This window comes from Streptomyces sp. NPDC091279 (assembly GCF_044757465.1).
Classification (GTDB): domain Bacteria; phylum Actinomycetota; class Actinomycetes; order Streptomycetales; family Streptomycetaceae; genus Streptomyces.
Genome location: NZ_JBIVVA010000005.1, coordinates 301,655 through 316,016, shown reverse-complemented (window position 1 = coordinate 316,016; position 14,362 = coordinate 301,655). Strand labels below are relative to the sequence as shown.

The window sequence follows — 14,362 nt, the reverse complement described above, 5'->3', positions numbered from 1 at the left end:
GCCGCCCCCGCCCTGACCTGCGGGAACACCGAGTTCGACGGCGATCTTCGCGGCCCCGCGGCCCTAGGCGGCCGGGTAGGGCAGGAGACCGGCGTCGATCTTCTCCCAGGCGGCCTTCAGGTCGGCGAGCAACTCCGGCCGGTCGGGCGCCAGATCGGCCTGCTCGCGCAGATCGGCGCCGAGATCGTAGAGGTGGTCGACGCCCGCCGGGTCCCGGTGGTACTTCCAGTCGCCGCGCCGCAGCGCCCGGCCCGCGCGTACCCGCCAGAACAGGTCCCGTTCGGGCAGCGCGTCGCCGTTCAGGAGATAGCCCGCGAGGCTCGTGCCGTCCAGCGGGTACGCCGGGTCGGGGCGGGCACCGGCCAGCTCCAGGAAGGTCGCGGTCCAGTCGGGGGAGAAGTTCGGCTCGTGGCTGACCTGACGGCCGTCGATCCGGTGCGGCCAGCGCACGATCGTGGGGACCCGGATGCCGCCCTCCTGGAGGACGAACTTCTCGCCGCTCAGCGGCCACAGGTACGACCAGCGCTCACCGCCGTTGTCGCTGGCGAAGTACACCACCGTGTTCTCCTCCTGGCCCGAGCGGCGCAGCGCCGCCAGCACCTCGCCGACCGCCGCGTCGAGGCTCTCGACCATCGCCGTGTACGTCGCGACCGAGCCGCCGTCGTAGTGGTTGAGGGCCCGGCTCACCTCCGCCTGGCTGGTCGCGGCGCGGATCTTCGCGGCGATCTCGGCGCCGGTGACGGCGTCGCCCTCGGTGAGCCAGGGCCAGTGCGGGGTGGTGAAGTTGAGGTTCAGCAGCCACGGCCTGTCGTGCGCGCGGCCCACGTACTCCACCGCCCGCTCGGTCAGCACCTCGGTGTAGTAGCGCAGGTCCTGGTGGGTGGCGTCGCCCTCGTAGAGGTCGTACTCGCCGAGCTGGCCGAGCTTGGAGAAGTACTCCAGGACGCCCCCGTGGTTGCCGAAGAACTCGTCCCAACCCGACTTCGTGGGGCTGTAGTCGGGCAGCCAGCCGCAGTGCCACTTCCCGATCAGCGCGGTGGCGTACCCGGCCTCCTTCAGCAACGACGCGAGCGTCGGGTGGCTCGGTTCGAGACCCTGCGTGCGGTCGGCGATCGGCTCCGCGAGCCCGCCCGGGGTACGGCCCGGATAGCGCCCGGTGTAGAGGCTGAACCGGGTCGGCGAGCAGGTCGCGGACCCGGAGTACGCGTCGGTGAACCGCACCCCCTGCCGGGCCAGCCGGTCCAGGTGCGGCGTCCTGATGTGCGGGGCGCCGTAGGAGGAGAGGTCGGCCCAGCCCAGATCGTCGCCCAGGATGACCAGGAGGTTGGGCCGGGCGGCGGGGCGGGCGGCGGCCGTACGGGCCCGGAAGGGGCGCTCGGCGGGGACGGCGGCCTCGGCCGGGGTGGCGGCACCGGCGGCCGCGGTGACGGCACCACCGCCGACGAGACCGGCGAAGGCACGACGGGACAACTCGGACATGCGCGTTCCTTGCACAGAGGACAACGACGGAGGACAACGACGGAGGACATCGGAGGACATCGGAGGACGTCGAACGACAGGGGGGCGGCCCCAGTCTGATCACCCGACTCCGGCTCTGCCCAGGCGTGCGGACCGGAGTTCACGCGCCTGCAACGTTGTCCCGGCCGACCCGCAGCAACAGCACCGACCGCGCCGGCACACTGACCGTCGACCCCGCCCGGTGCACCTCGCCCGGCGCCCGCTCCTGCTCCTCCCGCGCGGTGTCGACGACGACCTCGTACCGCTCTGCCCACGGCGGCCCCGGCAGCACGAACGCCGCCGGACCGTCCCCGGCGTGCAGGATCGCCAGGAAGCTGTCGTCGACGATCGGGGCGCCCCGCTCGTCCCGGCCCGGGATGTCCCGTCCGGAGAGGTACATGCCGAGCGTCGCGGCCGGCGCGTACCAGTCCCGTTCGGTCATCTCGGCGCCCCGCGCGGTGAACCAGGCCAGGTCACGCAGACCGTCGGCGGAGTGCGCCCGGCCGGAGAAGAACGCCCGGCGCCGCAGCACCGGATGCCGGTGGCGCAGCGCGATCAGCCGCGCGGTCAGGTCGGTCAGCGCCCGCCAGCCGGGCTCTTCGAGGAGCCCCCAGTCGACCCAACTGAGCGCGTTGTCCTGGCAGTAGGCGTTGTTGTTGCCGCCCTGGGTGCGCCCCATCTCGTCGCCCGCGACCAGCATCGGCACCCCCGTCGACAGCAGCAGCGTCGTCAGCAGGTTCCGCAACTGCCGCCTGCGCAGCGCCTGGACGCGCCCGTCGTCGCTCTCGCCCTCGGCGCCGCAGTTCCAGGACCGGTTGTCGTCGCTGCCGTCCCGATTGGCCTCGCCGTTGGCCTCGTTGTGCTTGCGTTCGTAGGTGACCAGGTCGCGCAGGGTGAAACCGTCGTGCGCGGTCACGAAGTTGACGGACGCGTAGGGCCGCCTGCCGCCCCACGCGTACAGGTCGCTTGAGCCCGAAAGCCGGTAGCCGAGGTCACGCACATCGGGCAGCGCACCCCGCCAGAAGTCCCGGACGGCGCCCCGGTAGCGGTCGTTCCACTCCGTCCACAACGGCGGGAACGCGCCCACCTGATAGCCGCCGGACCCGACGTCCCACGGCTCCGCGATCAGCTTCACCCGGCGCAGCACCGGGTCCTGCGCGATCACCGCGAGGAACGGCGACAACATGTCGACGTCGTGCATCGAGCGGGCCAGCGCCGCCGCCAGGTCGAAACGGAACCCGTCGACGCCCATCTCGGTCACCCAGTAGCGCAGCGAGTCCGTGATCAGGCGCAGCACATGCGGCTGCACGACGTGCAGGGTGTTGCCGCAGCCGGTGTAGTCGGCGTAGCGGCGGGCGTCGGACTGGAGCCGGTAGTAGCCGCGGTTGTCGATGCCCTTGAGGGAGAGCGTCGGCCCCAACTCACCTGCCTCGGCGGTGTGGTTGTAGACGACGTCGAGGATCACCTCGATACCGGCCGCGTGCAGCGCGCGCACCATCCGCTTGAACTCGCCGACCTGCTGCCCGGTGGTGCCGGTGGCCGCGTACCCGGCGTGCGGGGCGAAGTAGCCCAGGGAGTTGTAGCCCCAGTAGTTCTTCAGACCCCGGCGCAGCAGATGGTCCTCGTGCGCGAACTGGTGCACCGGCAACAGCTCCACCGCCGTCACCCCGAGCCGCACCAGATGCGCGAGCGCCGCCGGATGCGCCAACCCGGCGTAGGTGCCGCGCAGTTGCTCGGGGATGGCGGGGTGGGCCCGGGTGAAGCCCTTGACGTGCAGTTCGTAGATGACCGAGTCCGCCCACGGGGTCTTCGGCCGGGTGTCGTCGGCCCAGTCGTCGTCATCGTGCACGACGACACCCTTGGGGACGAACGGCGCCGAGTCACGGTCGTCACGGACGGTGTCGGCGACCTGCTGCTGAGGCCAGTCCCTGACATGCCCGTACACCTCGGGCGGCAACGTGAAGTCGCCGTCGACGGCACGCGCGTACGGGTCCAGAAGCAGCTTCGCCGGGTTCCAGCGGCCGCCGGTCCACGGGTCCCAACGGCCGTGCACCCGGAAGCCGTAGCGCTGGCCGGGGCCCACGCCGGGCACGAACCCGTGCCAGATCTCGTGCGTCAGTTCGGTCAGCGGCGCCCGGGTCTCGCGGCCCCCCTCGTCGAACAGGCACAGCTCCACCGCCTCCGCGCCGCCCGCCCACAGCGCGAAGTTGGTGCCCGCCACCCCGTCGGACCCGACCCGCACCCGGGCCCCCAACGGCGTCGGCGCCCCCGGCCGCACCGGCACCCCCGGTGTTCTGCGCGGGGTCCCGTTCCTCACCACGGCAGGCCGGTCGCGCTCCTGGGCCACCGCCTCCCGCTCCGCTGCGCTGGACACCTGTCAGCCTCCCACGGCTCGGGGGACGAGCCGGAAAAAGGGCGGGCGACGTCCCGGTCACCGCACCCCTTCACCTCGTCCTCACCCATGTTCTGCCCAGAGCACGCGTCGCACTCACGTTTCCCCCGAGCCGCTCCGCTCGTTGCACACCCCGTGAGGCACGTACACGGGCGCGCGCGGCGCGCGGGGGCCGCTCTGGCCGCCGTCATGACATGGGCAGGACTGCTGGCCGGGGCCACCGGCTGCACCTCGGGCGGCTCCGGCGGGGTCGGCCTGGGTGGGTCGTTCGGCAGGCCGGCGGCCCCCGAGGACGCCATCCGGATCTCCCCGGACGACAACGCGAAGGGGGTGGCGCCGAGCGAGACGCTGCGGGTGCGGGTCCCCGACGGGCGGCTGGAGTCGGTGCGGGTGGTCAGAGCGCAGGACGCGCAGGAGACGGAGGTGGCGGGGCGCATCACCGACGACGGCCTGAGCTGGGAACCGGACGAACGGCGTCTCGGCCTCGCCGCCCGCTACACCGTCGACGCGGTCGCCGTGGACGACGCCGGGCACCGCTCGGCCCGGCACACCACGTTCACCACCTATGTGCCCGACGAACGGTTCATCGGCTATGTCACCCCCGAGAACCGCTCCACGGTCGGCACCGGCATGATCGTCTCCCTGGACTTCAGCCGCGAGATCGAGAACCGGGCCGCCGTCGAACGCGCCGTCCACATCACCGCCCGCCCGCCGGTCGAGGTCCGCCCGCACTGGTTCGGCAAGAGCCGCCTCGACTTCCGCCCCGAGCGGTACTGGAGCCCCGGCACCGAGGTCACCGTCTCGGTCAAGCTCCGGGACGTCGAGGGCGCCCCCGGCGTCTACGGGCTCCAGCACAAGACGTTCTCCTTCACCGTCGGCCGCAGCCAGGTCTCCCTGGTCGACGCCGCCGAACACACCATGGAGGTACGGCGCGACGGCGAACTCCTCGCCACCGTCCCGATCACCGCCGGCGCCCCCAAGACGCCCACCTACAACGGCAAGATGGTGGTGATGGACATGCTGGAGGTGACCCGCATGAACAGCCGCACGGTCGGGTTCGGCGGCGAGTACGACATCCCGGACGTCCCGCACGCCATGAAGCTGAGCAACTCGGGCACCTTCCTGCACGGCAACTACTGGTCGCCGACCGCACCCGGCCATGTGAACGTCAGCCACGGGTGCGTGGGCCTCCGGGACGTCAAGGGCGGCAGCTCCGACACCCCCGCCGGATGGTTCTTCGACCGCAGCCTGGTCGGGGACGTCGTCGAGATCACGCGCAGCAAGGACAAGACGATCGCCCCGGACAACGGCCTCGGTGGCTGGAACATGACCTGGCGGGCGTGGACGGCGGGCGGCGCCGTCAAGTGAGGCTCCTGGGGCGGGAGATGATGATCGGCGGCGTTGCCGCTGAACGGTGACCTCGGTCTCACAACTTCCTCAAAACCTTGCGGTTAATATGCGCCAATGTGCGCGTGGAACGCGCCGGGGAGCGGGCCCGACCAGGCCCGTCGAGGGGAGAGATCGTGAACGTGCGACCGATATCGGGGGCGTCGGTTGACGCGCGGGGACGGCGCCGCACAGCGCTGCCGGCCCTGCTGCTCGGGACGCTGATGCTGGCCGTGACCGGCTGCGGGGGCGGTTCGGACTCCGGGTCCGACGGCAAGGCCAAGGACGGGGACGCGGGGAGCGCGGCGAGCACGCGGTCGGCGGCGGTGCTCTCCATAGCGCCGAAGGACGGCAGCAAGGCCGTCGACACCGATGGGGCGCTCCATGTCGACGTCGGCCAGGGGAAGTTGACGCGGGTCCAGGTCAAGGACGGCAAGGGCGCCGACGTCGCGGGGAAGATCACCGGGGGCACGCGCTGGACGCCGGACACGCATCTGGCGGCGTCCACCACCTACACCGTGCACGCCGTCGCCAAGGACACCGAGGGCCGGGAGACCGCCAAGGACTCCCGCTTCACCACGCTGACGCCGAAGAACACCTTCATCGGCACCTTCACGCCGGAGGACGGCTCGAAGGTCGGCGTCGGGATGCCGTTCTCGCTCCGCTTCAGCCGGGGCATCACCGCGCCCGGGGACGTCGAGAAGGCCATCAAGGTCACGACGTCACCGGCCGTCGATGTCGAGGGCCACTGGTTCGGCAACGACCGCCTCGACTTCCGCCCCGAGCACTACTGGAAGTCCGGCACCAAGGTCACCGTGAAGCTCGACCTCGATGGTGTGCAAGGCCGTTCGGGCGTCTACGGCACGCAGTCCAAGACGGTGTCCTTCACCATCGGGCGCGACCAGGTCTCGGTCGTCGACGCCAAGAAGCACACGATGAAGATCACCCAGGACGGCCGCGTCGTCAAGACGGTCCCGGTCACCACCGGCAAGCCCGGCTACGAGACCTGGAACGGCCAGATGGTCATCAGCGAGAAGCTCCGGGTGACCCGCATGAACGGCGAGACGGTCGGCTACGGCGGCGAGTACGACATCAAGGACGTCCCCGACGCCATGCGCCTGACCACCTCCGGCACCTTCATCCACGGCAACTACTGGGGCGGCGGCGCCTTCGGCCACTACAACGCCAGCCACGGCTGCGTCGGCCTCCAGGACACCCGGGGCGGCGCGGACCGCGCGCTGCCCGGCGGCTGGTTCTTCGACCACTCCATGGTCGGTGACGTGGTCGTCGTGAAGAACTCCGACGACCGGACGGTCGCCCCGGACAACGGCCTCAACGGCTGGAACATGTCCTGGGAGAAGTGGAAGGCGTAACGCTTCAGCAGCGCCCCTGGGCGGGTCCGGTGCCGTGCTGTCCGACGGCACCGGGCCCGTTGTCGTGAGTGGTCGTTAACCTGGCGGCATGACCGTGACACTCGAAGTCGCCGAGGGCGTCGGCACGCTCCGCCTCGACCGCCCGCCGATGAACGCCCTGAACATGGAGATCCAGGACCGCATCAAGGACCTCGCCGAGGAGGCGGCCCGGCGCGACGACGTCCGCGCCGTCGTCCTGCACGGCGGGGAGAAGGTGTTCGCGGCCGGCGCGGACATCAAGGAGATGCGGGACATGGACCACACCGCGATGGTCCTGCGCTCGCGCGCCTTGCAGGACTCGTTCACGGCGGTCGCCCGCATCCCCAAGCCCGTCGTCGCGGCCGTCACCGGCTACGCGCTGGGCGGCGGCTGCGAGTTGGCGCTCTGCGCGGACTTCCGCATCGCCGCCGAGAACGCCACGCTCGGCCAGCCCGAGATCCTGCTCGGCCTGATCCCGGGCGCCGGCGGCACCCAGCGCCTGGCCCGGCTGATCGGCCCCGCCAAGGCCAAGGACCTCATCTTCACCGGCCGCATGGTCAAGGCCGACGAGGCCCTCGCCCTCGGCCTCGTCGACCGGGTGGTCCCGGCCGAGGACACCTACAGCGCCGCGCACGCGTGGGCCGCGCGACTCGCCAAGGGCCCGGCGCTCGCCCTGCGCGCCGCCAAGGAATCGATCGACGCGGGCCTGGAGACCGACCTCGACACCGGGCTCGCTCTCGAACGGAGCTGGTTCGCGGGCCTGTTCGCCACCGAGGACCGGGAGCGCGGGATGCGCAGCTTCGTCGAGGAGGGCCCGGGCAAGGCGACGTTCCGCTGAACTGCCTTGGAAGCGCTTGCAATTGACGCGATGTCTCATTCGGGGTCCCTCGAAGGGACGGTTATGGGAGCCTTAAAACGCCCTTAAGCCTGCCGTGTCGAGGGAGCCCGTCGATTGTCGCCAGCCGAGCCTCCACCACAGGTCAGATCGGTCGCCCCGGCCACCGAGATGCCTGGGACATATGCCGAACGCCCGCCTCACCCCGAGGTGTTCCGGGGGGCGCGTTCCCCGGGAACGGCCTCCGAGTCCGCCGGGCCCCGCCATGATGGGGGCATGGCGGGGCTGGAGGAGGACATCGGGCAGCCGCGGGGAGACGGCCGTGCGATCGCGGCGCGGTGGTCGCCCGCGGTGGAGGACGAACGGGGCCTGAAGGCACTGGAGTTGTTCGGGAACCCCACCGACGCGGAGGTGCCGTTGCCGTCCCGGCCGGAGTCCGCGGCGACGGCGCGGCGGCTTGCGCAGGTCGTTGTCCTGCGGCACTGGAAGCTCAGTCCGAAGCTCACCGAGGACACGGTGCTCCTCGTCTCCGAACTGGTCGGGAACGCTGTTCGGCACACCGGTGCGCGGGTCTTCGGGCTGCGGATGAAGCGGCGGCGGGGGTGGATTCGGGTGGAGGTGCGTGATCCCTCGCGGGGGTTGCCGTGTCTGATGCCGGTCGCTGTGACGGATGTCAGCGGGCGGGGGTTGTTCCTTGTCGACAAGCTCGCCGATCGGTGGGGGGTCGATCTGTTGCCCCGGGGGAAGACGACGTGGTTCGAGATGCGGGTGGGGGATCGGTGAGGGTGACTCCGTCGGGGTGAGGCGGGTCCGCCACGGGCGGGAGGGTGGGGTTGTGGGCGCGGCTGCGGCGCCGTGGGGGCTGGTCGCGCCCGCGCGGCGGAGCCGCATATTGATACAGCCCCGCGCCCCTTATCGGCGTTGCTGTCGGCGCCAGCTTGAAGCTCGGCCCTTTTTGGCGTTGCTGTGGGCGTCTGTTTGAAGGTTGGGCACTCTGTCGCCTTTTGGGTTAATCGGGGGGTTTTGTGGTGGGGCGTTCTTAAATGGGGGCGTGACTTCGACTGAGCGTCGTGTGGTGTTGTTCGGTGGTGCTGGGGTTGTGGCGGGAGGGGTGTTCGGCAGCGGGTGTGCACCGGCTGCCGGACACCCCTCCGGTTCGGCCAGCGCTGCCAGTTCGGCCAGTGCTACTCGCCATGCCGCTGCCGTTCCGCGTGCGGCGCCTGCTCCTCGGCGGTTTCCGGGGCTGCCCGCTCAGGTGGACCACGGGCCGCGGGACCGGCCCCGGGTCGCGCTCACCTTTCATGGGCAGGGTGACCCCGGACTCGCCCGGACGCTGCTGAGCGCGGCGGAGAAACACGGGGCGCGCGTCACCGTTCTCGCCGTCGGCAGCTGGCTGGACGCCCATCCCGAGATGGCCCGCCGCATCCTCGACGGCGGCCACGACCTCGGCAACCACACCCAACGGCACATCGACATCAACGCCATGTCGGAGGCCGACGCCCGCGCCGAGATCACCGGGTGCGCGGACCGGCTGCACCGGCTCACCGGGTCCATCGGCACCTGGTTCCGGCCCTCGCGCGCGGCCCGCGCCTCCCCGCTGGTCGCACGGCTGGCCGGTGGCGCCGGATACCCGCACGTCCTGTCGTACGACGTCGACTCCCTCGACTACACGAGCCCGGGCGCCGACGCCGTCACCCGCACGATCCTCGGCCAGGTCCGGGCCGGCTCCGTGGTGAGCCTGCACTTCGGTTACCCGGACACGGCCGCCGCGCTCCCCGCCGTTCTGACGGAACTCGACCGCCGCGGTCTGTCCGCGGTGACCACCACGGAGTTGTTGAGCTGATGCACCGCACCTTCCTGAGCCGCACCGTCCTGCGTCGCGCCCTCACCGCGGCCGTCGCGCTCGCCGCGCTGAGCGGCTGCGCCGGACGTCTCCCCGCCGACGAGGCACGCGGCACCGAGGCCGCCGTTCCCGCCCCCGTCAAGAAGAAGGCGCCGAGCGGGCTGCCCGGCATGCCGCCCGTCCTCGACCCCCACGACCTCTACGCGGCGGACCGGCCCGGCCGGCTCTCGCCGGTGGTCCGGGACTTCCCCTCCCGGATCTACGTCCCCAACACCAACTCCAACACCGTCACCGTCATCGACCCCGCGACCTACAAGGTCATCGAGACCATCCCGGTCGGCGTCCAGCCGCAGCACGTCGTGCCGTCCTGGGACCTCAAGACGCTGTGGGTCAACAACGACAAGGGCAACACCCTCACCCCCATCGACCCGAAGACCGGCAAGGCCGGTAAACCGGTCGACGTGCACGACCCGTACAACCTGTACTTCACGCCCGACGGCAAGTACGCCGTCGTGATGGCCTCGCTCGACCGCCAACTGGTCTTCCGCGACGCCCACACGATGGAGGTGAAGAAGTCGGTGCCGGTCAGCTGCTACGGCGTCAACCACGCCGACTTCTCGCCCGACGGGCGGTACTTCATCGTCTCCTGCGAGTTCAGCGGCGAACTCCTCAAGGTCGACACCGAGAAGATGAAGGTCATCGGGCAGCAGAAGCTGGCGTTCCACGGGGCGATGCCGCAGGACGTCAAGATCTCGCCGGACGGCAAGAAGTTCTATGTCGCCGACATGATGGCCGACGGGATGTGGGTGCTGAACGGGGACACCTTCAGCAAGCCGACGTTCCTCCGGACCGGGAAGGGGGCGCACGGTCTGTACATCAGCCGCGACTCCCGTGAGATGTACATCTCCAACCGGGGTGAAGGCACCGTCTCCGTCTGGAACTTCGCCCAGGACAAGGTGGCGAAGAAGTGGCACCTTCCCAACGGGGGCAGTCCCGACATGGGCGGTGTCTCCGCCGACGGCAAGGTGCTGTGGCTGACCGGGCGGTACAACTCCGAGGTCTACGCCCTCGACACCCGTACGGGCAAGCAACTCGCCCGCATCAAGGTCGGCAGCGGGCCCCATGGCCTCGCGGTCTATCCCCAGCCCGGCCGCTACTCGTTGGGCCACACGGGCATCTTCCGCTAGACGCTTCGCTGATGAACGCCGGACGAGGCAGAGGGTCGCGCCCGGCCCGGTGGGGGCTGCCCTAGAGGGTTCGTGGTCGGGTGCGGCGCCGTGGGGCTTCTCGCGCAGTTCCCCGCGCCCCTATCCCGGCGTTGCGGTCGGCGTTGGTTCGAAGGGGGTCCTTGGCTTGGTGTCGACGGTTGGGCATCGCGCTCAAGGGGCGCGGGGAACTGCGCGGACAGCCACGACGGTGCCGCAGTCGGCCAGAAACCCCTGCCACCCGCCCCCGGCGTTTTTGGTGTGTACGGGCAGATAATCTGAGCTGCGTCAACGTGTACACGAAACAAAGGGGCGGTCCGGTGGCGGACATCGAAGAGGCACGCAAGGAGTTCCAGCGGATCGACACCGACGGCGACGGATTCATCACCGCCGCCGAGTTCAAGACCGCCCTCGCCCAGGGCGGCGACTGGAACGTCACCGAGTCGGTCGCCGAGGCCATCATCAAGTCCCGTGACCTCGACGGCGACAAGGTGCTGTCCTTCGACGAGTTCTGGACGCACCTGAGCAAGTGAGCCGGTGAAGAGGGGCGCCCGGGCCGGAACGGCCGTACGGGCGCCCCTTCGTCATACCCGGCGCCGGACACGCACACTCCACCGACCGTCGCCGCGCTCCAACACCAGCGGCAGACCGAAGCACGTGCCCACCTGATCGCCGGTGAGGACGCCGTCCACAGGCCCCTGCGCCAGCACCCGCCCGTCCCGCAGCAGCATCGCGTGCGAGGTCCCCGGAGGCAGCTCCTCCAGATGATGGGTGACCAGCACCGTCGCCAACCGAGGATGCTCCGCGCGCAACGCGTCCAACGCCCCGATCAGCTGCTCGCGGCCCGGCAGATCGAGCCCCGTCGCCGGTTCGTCGAGCAGCAGCAGCCGGGGTTCCGGCATCAACGCCCGCGCGATCAGCGCCCGCCCACGCTGCCCCTGCGAGAGCGTCGGCCAGCGCGCCTCCCGCCGCTCCGCGAGGCCGAGGGTGTCGATCAGCCGGTCGGCCCGCGCCTCCTGCTCCGCCGTCGGCCGCCAACGCGGCACCGGGGCAACGGAGTTGGTGAGCCCGGTGAGGACGACGTCCCGCACCCGCAGCGGCTCGCTCAGCGGATGCCGCGGATCGACATGACCGACGAACGTCCGCAGCTCCCGCAGATCCACCCGCCCGATCCGCCGCCCCAGCACCTCCACCGTCCCGCGCGTCGGATGCGTCAGCGCCCCGAGCAGCTGGAGCAACGTCGACTTGCCCGCGCCGTTGGCCCCGAGCAGGGCCCAGTGCTCACCGGCCCGCACGGTGAGGGAGACCTCCTGGAGGATCGGCCGCCCGTCCCGCACGACGTGGACGTCCTCGGCGCGCAGTACCTCGCTCATCATCCCGGTACGCTATCCACCCCTCAGCTCCTCAGACAAGTTGCACTCGGATCAGTGGAAGGGCGCCCTCATGTCCGTGCCGTCGCTCGGAATCCTTCGGCCCAGCCCGCTGGTCGAACAGGCCGCTGACCGGCTGCGTGCCCAGATCGCCGGGGGGCACTGGCCGGTCGGCACCCGGCTGCCCGGTGAGACGACCCTCGCCAAGGAGCTGGGCGTGGGCCGTTCCACGGTCCGGGAGGCGGTGCGCGCGCTGGCCGGTGCCGGTCTGGTCAGGCCCCGGCAGGGCGCCGGTGTCTTCGTCATCGCCGTCGAACCGGTCACGGACTGGCCGACGCGGCTGCGGCGGGCGGCGGTGAGCGAGGTGTACGAGGTGCGGATGGCCGTCGAGGTGCACGCGGCCCGGCTCGCCGCGCACCGGCGTACGCCCGAGGACGCGACGGCGCTGCGGGCCGCGCTGGCCGGACGGCGGGCGGCGGCCGGAGCGGACGACGCGGCGTTCGTCGAGGCGGACATCGCGCTGCACGCTGCGGTGGTCGCCGCCGCCCACAACCCGCTGCTGACCTCGCTGTTCGCCGACTTCGCGCCGTCCCTGCGGGAGGGGCTGACCGCGCTGCTCGCCCTGCTGCCGCTGCGCGCAGCCGATCCCCAGGTCCACGACGACACCCATGCGGCCCTGGTGCGGGCGGTCATCGAGGGCGACGAGGAGGGCGCGGTGGCCGTGTTGACGCGGGAGTTGACGGAGACGTTGAGGTTGCTCGGGGAGGGGTGCGGCGACGGTCACCCGTTCGGCGGGCGGGCGGAATAGCGTGGCCGGGGGAGAGGTTGGTGGGGTGCGGAGCGCGGCAACCGGCTCCCGGCCCACGCACCATCCCATCGAGCACAGCGTTGAAGGGCGAGGCGAACCATGAAGATCGGCATCATCGGCGCGGGCAACATCGGCGGCAATCTCACCCGGCGGCTCACCGCCCTCGGGCACGACGTCTCCGTCGCCAACTCCCGTGGCCCAGGGACCCTGACGGCCCTCGCCGAGGAGACCGGTGCGACACCGGTGCGGGCCGAGGAGGCGGCGCGCGGCGCCGAGATCGTCGTCGTCACGGTCCCGCTGAAGGCCGTGCCGGGGCTGCCGTCCGGCCTGCTGGACGGGGCGGCCGACGGCGTCGCCGTGATCGACACCGGCAACTACTACCCGCAGCAGCGCGACGGCAGGATCGCCGCGATCGAGGACGAGGGCCTCACCGAGAGCCGTTGGACCGAACAGCACCTCGGGCACCCCGTCATCAAGGCGTTCAACGGCACCTTCGCCCAGGACCTGCTGGACCGGCCCCGTCCGGCCGGTGCCGCCGACCGCATCGCCCTCCCGGTCGCCGGTGACGACGAGGCCGCGAAGGCCACGGTGCGGGCGCTGATCGACGCGCTCGGCTTCGACACCGTGGACGCGGGCGGCATCGACGACTCCTGGCGCCAGCAGCCGGACTCGCCGGTGTACGGGCTGCGCGCGGACGTGGCCGGTGTCGAGAAGGCGCTGGCGGAGGCGAGCCCGACCCGCCCCGAAGGCTTCCGAGGCTGACCGCGCGGCGCCTTCGGCCGCACCCGGCTCGGCCGCACCCGGCTCAGTCGAGGTTCGCCCAGTCCTCCAGGTCGCTCTGGTCGTCGAAGTCGGCGACGTTCTTGTCGTGCGGGGTGCTGGTGTACTGGTGGAAGAGCCAGTCGGCCTTGATGCGGGGCTTGCCCGCGGTGACGTAGTCGGCGATCCAGAGACCGTCACCCGCGTACGAGGTGGTGTCGATGTTCAGCCAGAAGTTGCGGTTGCAGTAGAGGACGACTCTGTTGTTCGGCCGCAGCTTCTTCACCGCGCGGATGAACGTGTCCTTCTCCGCGTTGGTCGCGTGCGTCCCGTCGCCGGTGGTCTCCCAGTCGACGGCGAGGATGTCGCCGGCCTTCTCCGGGGCGTTCTTGACGAAGTACTCGGCCTGGGCGGTGAGGTTGCCGGGCCACAGGAAGTGGTAGAAGCCGACGACGAGTCCGGCGTCCCGGGCGATCTTCGTCTGGGAGCTGAGCCGGGGATTGACGTACGAACGCCCCTCGGTCGCCTTGACGAAGGCGAAGGAGAGACCGTCGGTGTCGTACGACGTCTGGAACGCGCTCACGTCGATACCGCGCAACATGGGGAACTCCCTGAAGTGCTGGTGGGGGGAGGGAAGTTGGAGAGGGCCTTCCTTTCAGCGTCGCACGAGGGTCTCATTCCGGGTGTGTGAACGCGGTGAGAGGTCAATTCCGGTCAGGCGTCGGACGAAGTACGTAACCTGACTTCACGGAACAATCGGACACGGTCGTCCGTGTGCAGGGGGGCCGTTCGCGGCGTGAGCGGGGGTGGGTCGCTCGGACATCCCTCGCTCTTCCCCCGCTCGGCGTCCGCATCGCGTCGATACCATTGCCGCAA

13 protein-coding genes are annotated in these 14,362 nt (G+C 71.0%); 9 read left to right on the top strand and 4 right to left on the bottom strand.

What is annotated here, in order from left to right:
- Nucleotides 1-63 precede the first annotated feature (63 nt).
- Together ACIQOU_RS14795 and glgX are read right to left on the bottom strand one after the other, a co-directional pair.
- A complete protein-coding gene (locus ACIQOU_RS14795) occupies nucleotides 64-1,479 on the bottom strand; it encodes a sulfatase-like hydrolase/transferase (protein ID WP_401537082.1) in 1,416 nt (471 codons plus the stop codon).
- Nucleotides 1,480-1,618: 139 nt separating this feature from the next.
- Nucleotides 1,619-3,871, bottom strand: a complete 2,253-nt coding sequence (gene glgX, locus ACIQOU_RS14790; protein WP_401537080.1) for a glycogen debranching protein GlgX — start codon at nucleotides 3,869-3,871, stop codon at nucleotides 1,619-1,621.
- A gap of 153 nt (nucleotides 3,872-4,024) precedes the next feature.
- Between glgX and ACIQOU_RS14785 the strand changes: the two genes are divergently transcribed.
- The 7 genes from ACIQOU_RS14785 to ACIQOU_RS14755 all read left to right on the top strand — a co-directional run bounded on the left by ACIQOU_RS14785 (nucleotide 4,025) and on the right by ACIQOU_RS14755 (nucleotide 11,082).
- The gene (locus ACIQOU_RS14785; RefSeq protein ID WP_401537078.1) at nucleotides 4,025-5,257 is read left to right on the top strand and encodes an Ig-like domain-containing protein; all 1,233 of its coding nucleotides are present in this window, start codon (nucleotides 4,025-4,027) and stop codon (nucleotides 5,255-5,257) included.
- A gap of 155 nt (nucleotides 5,258-5,412) precedes the next feature.
- On the top strand, nucleotides 5,413-6,648 hold the full coding sequence (locus ACIQOU_RS14780) for an Ig-like domain-containing protein (protein ID WP_401537076.1): 1,236 nt from the start codon (nucleotides 5,413-5,415) through the stop codon (nucleotides 6,646-6,648).
- A gap of 88 nt (nucleotides 6,649-6,736) precedes the next feature.
- Complete coding sequence (locus ACIQOU_RS14775) at nucleotides 6,737-7,504, top strand: enoyl-CoA hydratase/isomerase family protein (RefSeq protein WP_401537074.1); 768 nt, start codon at nucleotides 6,737-6,739, stop codon at nucleotides 7,502-7,504.
- A gap of 273 nt (nucleotides 7,505-7,777) precedes the next feature.
- Nucleotides 7,778-8,284 carry an ATP-binding protein gene (locus tag ACIQOU_RS14770; protein WP_401537072.1) on the top strand — a complete coding sequence of 169 codons (507 nt, stop codon included), beginning with the start codon at nucleotides 7,778-7,780 and terminating at the stop codon, nucleotides 8,282-8,284.
- A gap of 268 nt (nucleotides 8,285-8,552) precedes the next feature.
- Nucleotides 8,553-9,344, top strand: coding sequence for a polysaccharide deacetylase family protein (locus ACIQOU_RS14765; RefSeq protein ID WP_401537071.1), 792 nt, complete (start codon nucleotides 8,553-8,555; stop codon nucleotides 9,342-9,344).
- Nucleotides 9,344-10,531, top strand: coding sequence for a beta-propeller fold lactonase family protein (locus ACIQOU_RS14760; RefSeq protein WP_401537070.1), 1,188 nt, complete (start codon nucleotides 9,344-9,346; stop codon nucleotides 10,529-10,531). Before ACIQOU_RS14765 ends, ACIQOU_RS14760 begins: the two co-directional genes overlap by 1 nt.
- 338 nt (nucleotides 10,532-10,869) lie before the next feature.
- Nucleotides 10,870-11,082, top strand: coding sequence for an EF-hand domain-containing protein (locus ACIQOU_RS14755; protein WP_401537068.1), 213 nt, complete (start codon nucleotides 10,870-10,872; stop codon nucleotides 11,080-11,082).
- 51 nt (nucleotides 11,083-11,133) lie between these two features.
- Here the strand turns inward: ACIQOU_RS14755 and ACIQOU_RS14750 are convergent, their stop codons facing one another.
- Nucleotides 11,134-11,922, bottom strand: coding sequence for an ABC transporter ATP-binding protein (locus ACIQOU_RS14750; RefSeq protein WP_401537347.1), 789 nt, complete (start codon nucleotides 11,920-11,922; stop codon nucleotides 11,134-11,136).
- A gap of 70 nt (nucleotides 11,923-11,992) precedes the next feature.
- Between ACIQOU_RS14750 and ACIQOU_RS14745 the strand changes: the two genes are divergently transcribed.
- Nucleotides 11,993-12,727, top strand: a complete 735-nt coding sequence (locus ACIQOU_RS14745) for a FadR/GntR family transcriptional regulator (RefSeq protein ID WP_401537066.1) — start codon at nucleotides 11,993-11,995, stop codon at nucleotides 12,725-12,727.
- Nucleotides 12,728-12,826: 99 nt separating this feature from the next.
- Nucleotides 12,827-13,489: an NADPH-dependent F420 reductase gene (locus tag ACIQOU_RS14740; RefSeq protein WP_401537064.1), complete on the top strand. Its 663-nt coding sequence runs from the start codon at nucleotides 12,827-12,829 to the stop codon at nucleotides 13,487-13,489.
- A 43-nt stretch (nucleotides 13,490-13,532) separates the two neighbouring features.
- Here the strand turns inward: ACIQOU_RS14740 and ACIQOU_RS14735 are convergent, their stop codons facing one another.
- Nucleotides 13,533-14,087: a glycoside hydrolase family 25 protein gene (locus tag ACIQOU_RS14735; RefSeq protein ID WP_401537062.1), complete on the bottom strand. Its 555-nt coding sequence runs from the start codon at nucleotides 14,085-14,087 to the stop codon at nucleotides 13,533-13,535.
- Between the last annotated feature and the right edge of the window lie 275 nt (nucleotides 14,088-14,362).

Coding starts and splice junctions, on each gene's coding strand:
- ACIQOU_RS14795 (WP_401537082.1), bottom strand. CDS start 1,479: ATGTCCGAGTTGTCCCGTCGTGCCTTCGCCGGTCTCGTCGGCGGTGGT.
- ACIQOU_RS14775 (WP_401537074.1), top strand. CDS start 6,737: ATGACCGTGACACTCGAAGTCGCCGAGGGCGTCGGCACGCTCCGCCTC.
- ACIQOU_RS14770 (WP_401537072.1), top strand. CDS start 7,778: ATGGCGGGGCTGGAGGAGGACATCGGGCAGCCGCGGGGAGACGGCCGT.
- ACIQOU_RS14760 (WP_401537070.1), top strand. CDS start 9,344: ATGCACCGCACCTTCCTGAGCCGCACCGTCCTGCGTCGCGCCCTCACC.
- ACIQOU_RS14750 (WP_401537347.1), bottom strand. CDS start 11,922: ATGAGCGAGGTACTGCGCGCCGAGGACGTCCACGTCGTGCGGGACGGG.
- ACIQOU_RS14745 (WP_401537066.1), top strand. CDS start 11,993: ATGTCCGTGCCGTCGCTCGGAATCCTTCGGCCCAGCCCGCTGGTCGAA.
- ACIQOU_RS14740 (WP_401537064.1), top strand. CDS start 12,827: ATGAAGATCGGCATCATCGGCGCGGGCAACATCGGCGGCAATCTCACC.
- ACIQOU_RS14735 (WP_401537062.1), bottom strand. CDS start 14,087: ATGTTGCGCGGTATCGACGTGAGCGCGTTCCAGACGTCGTACGACACC.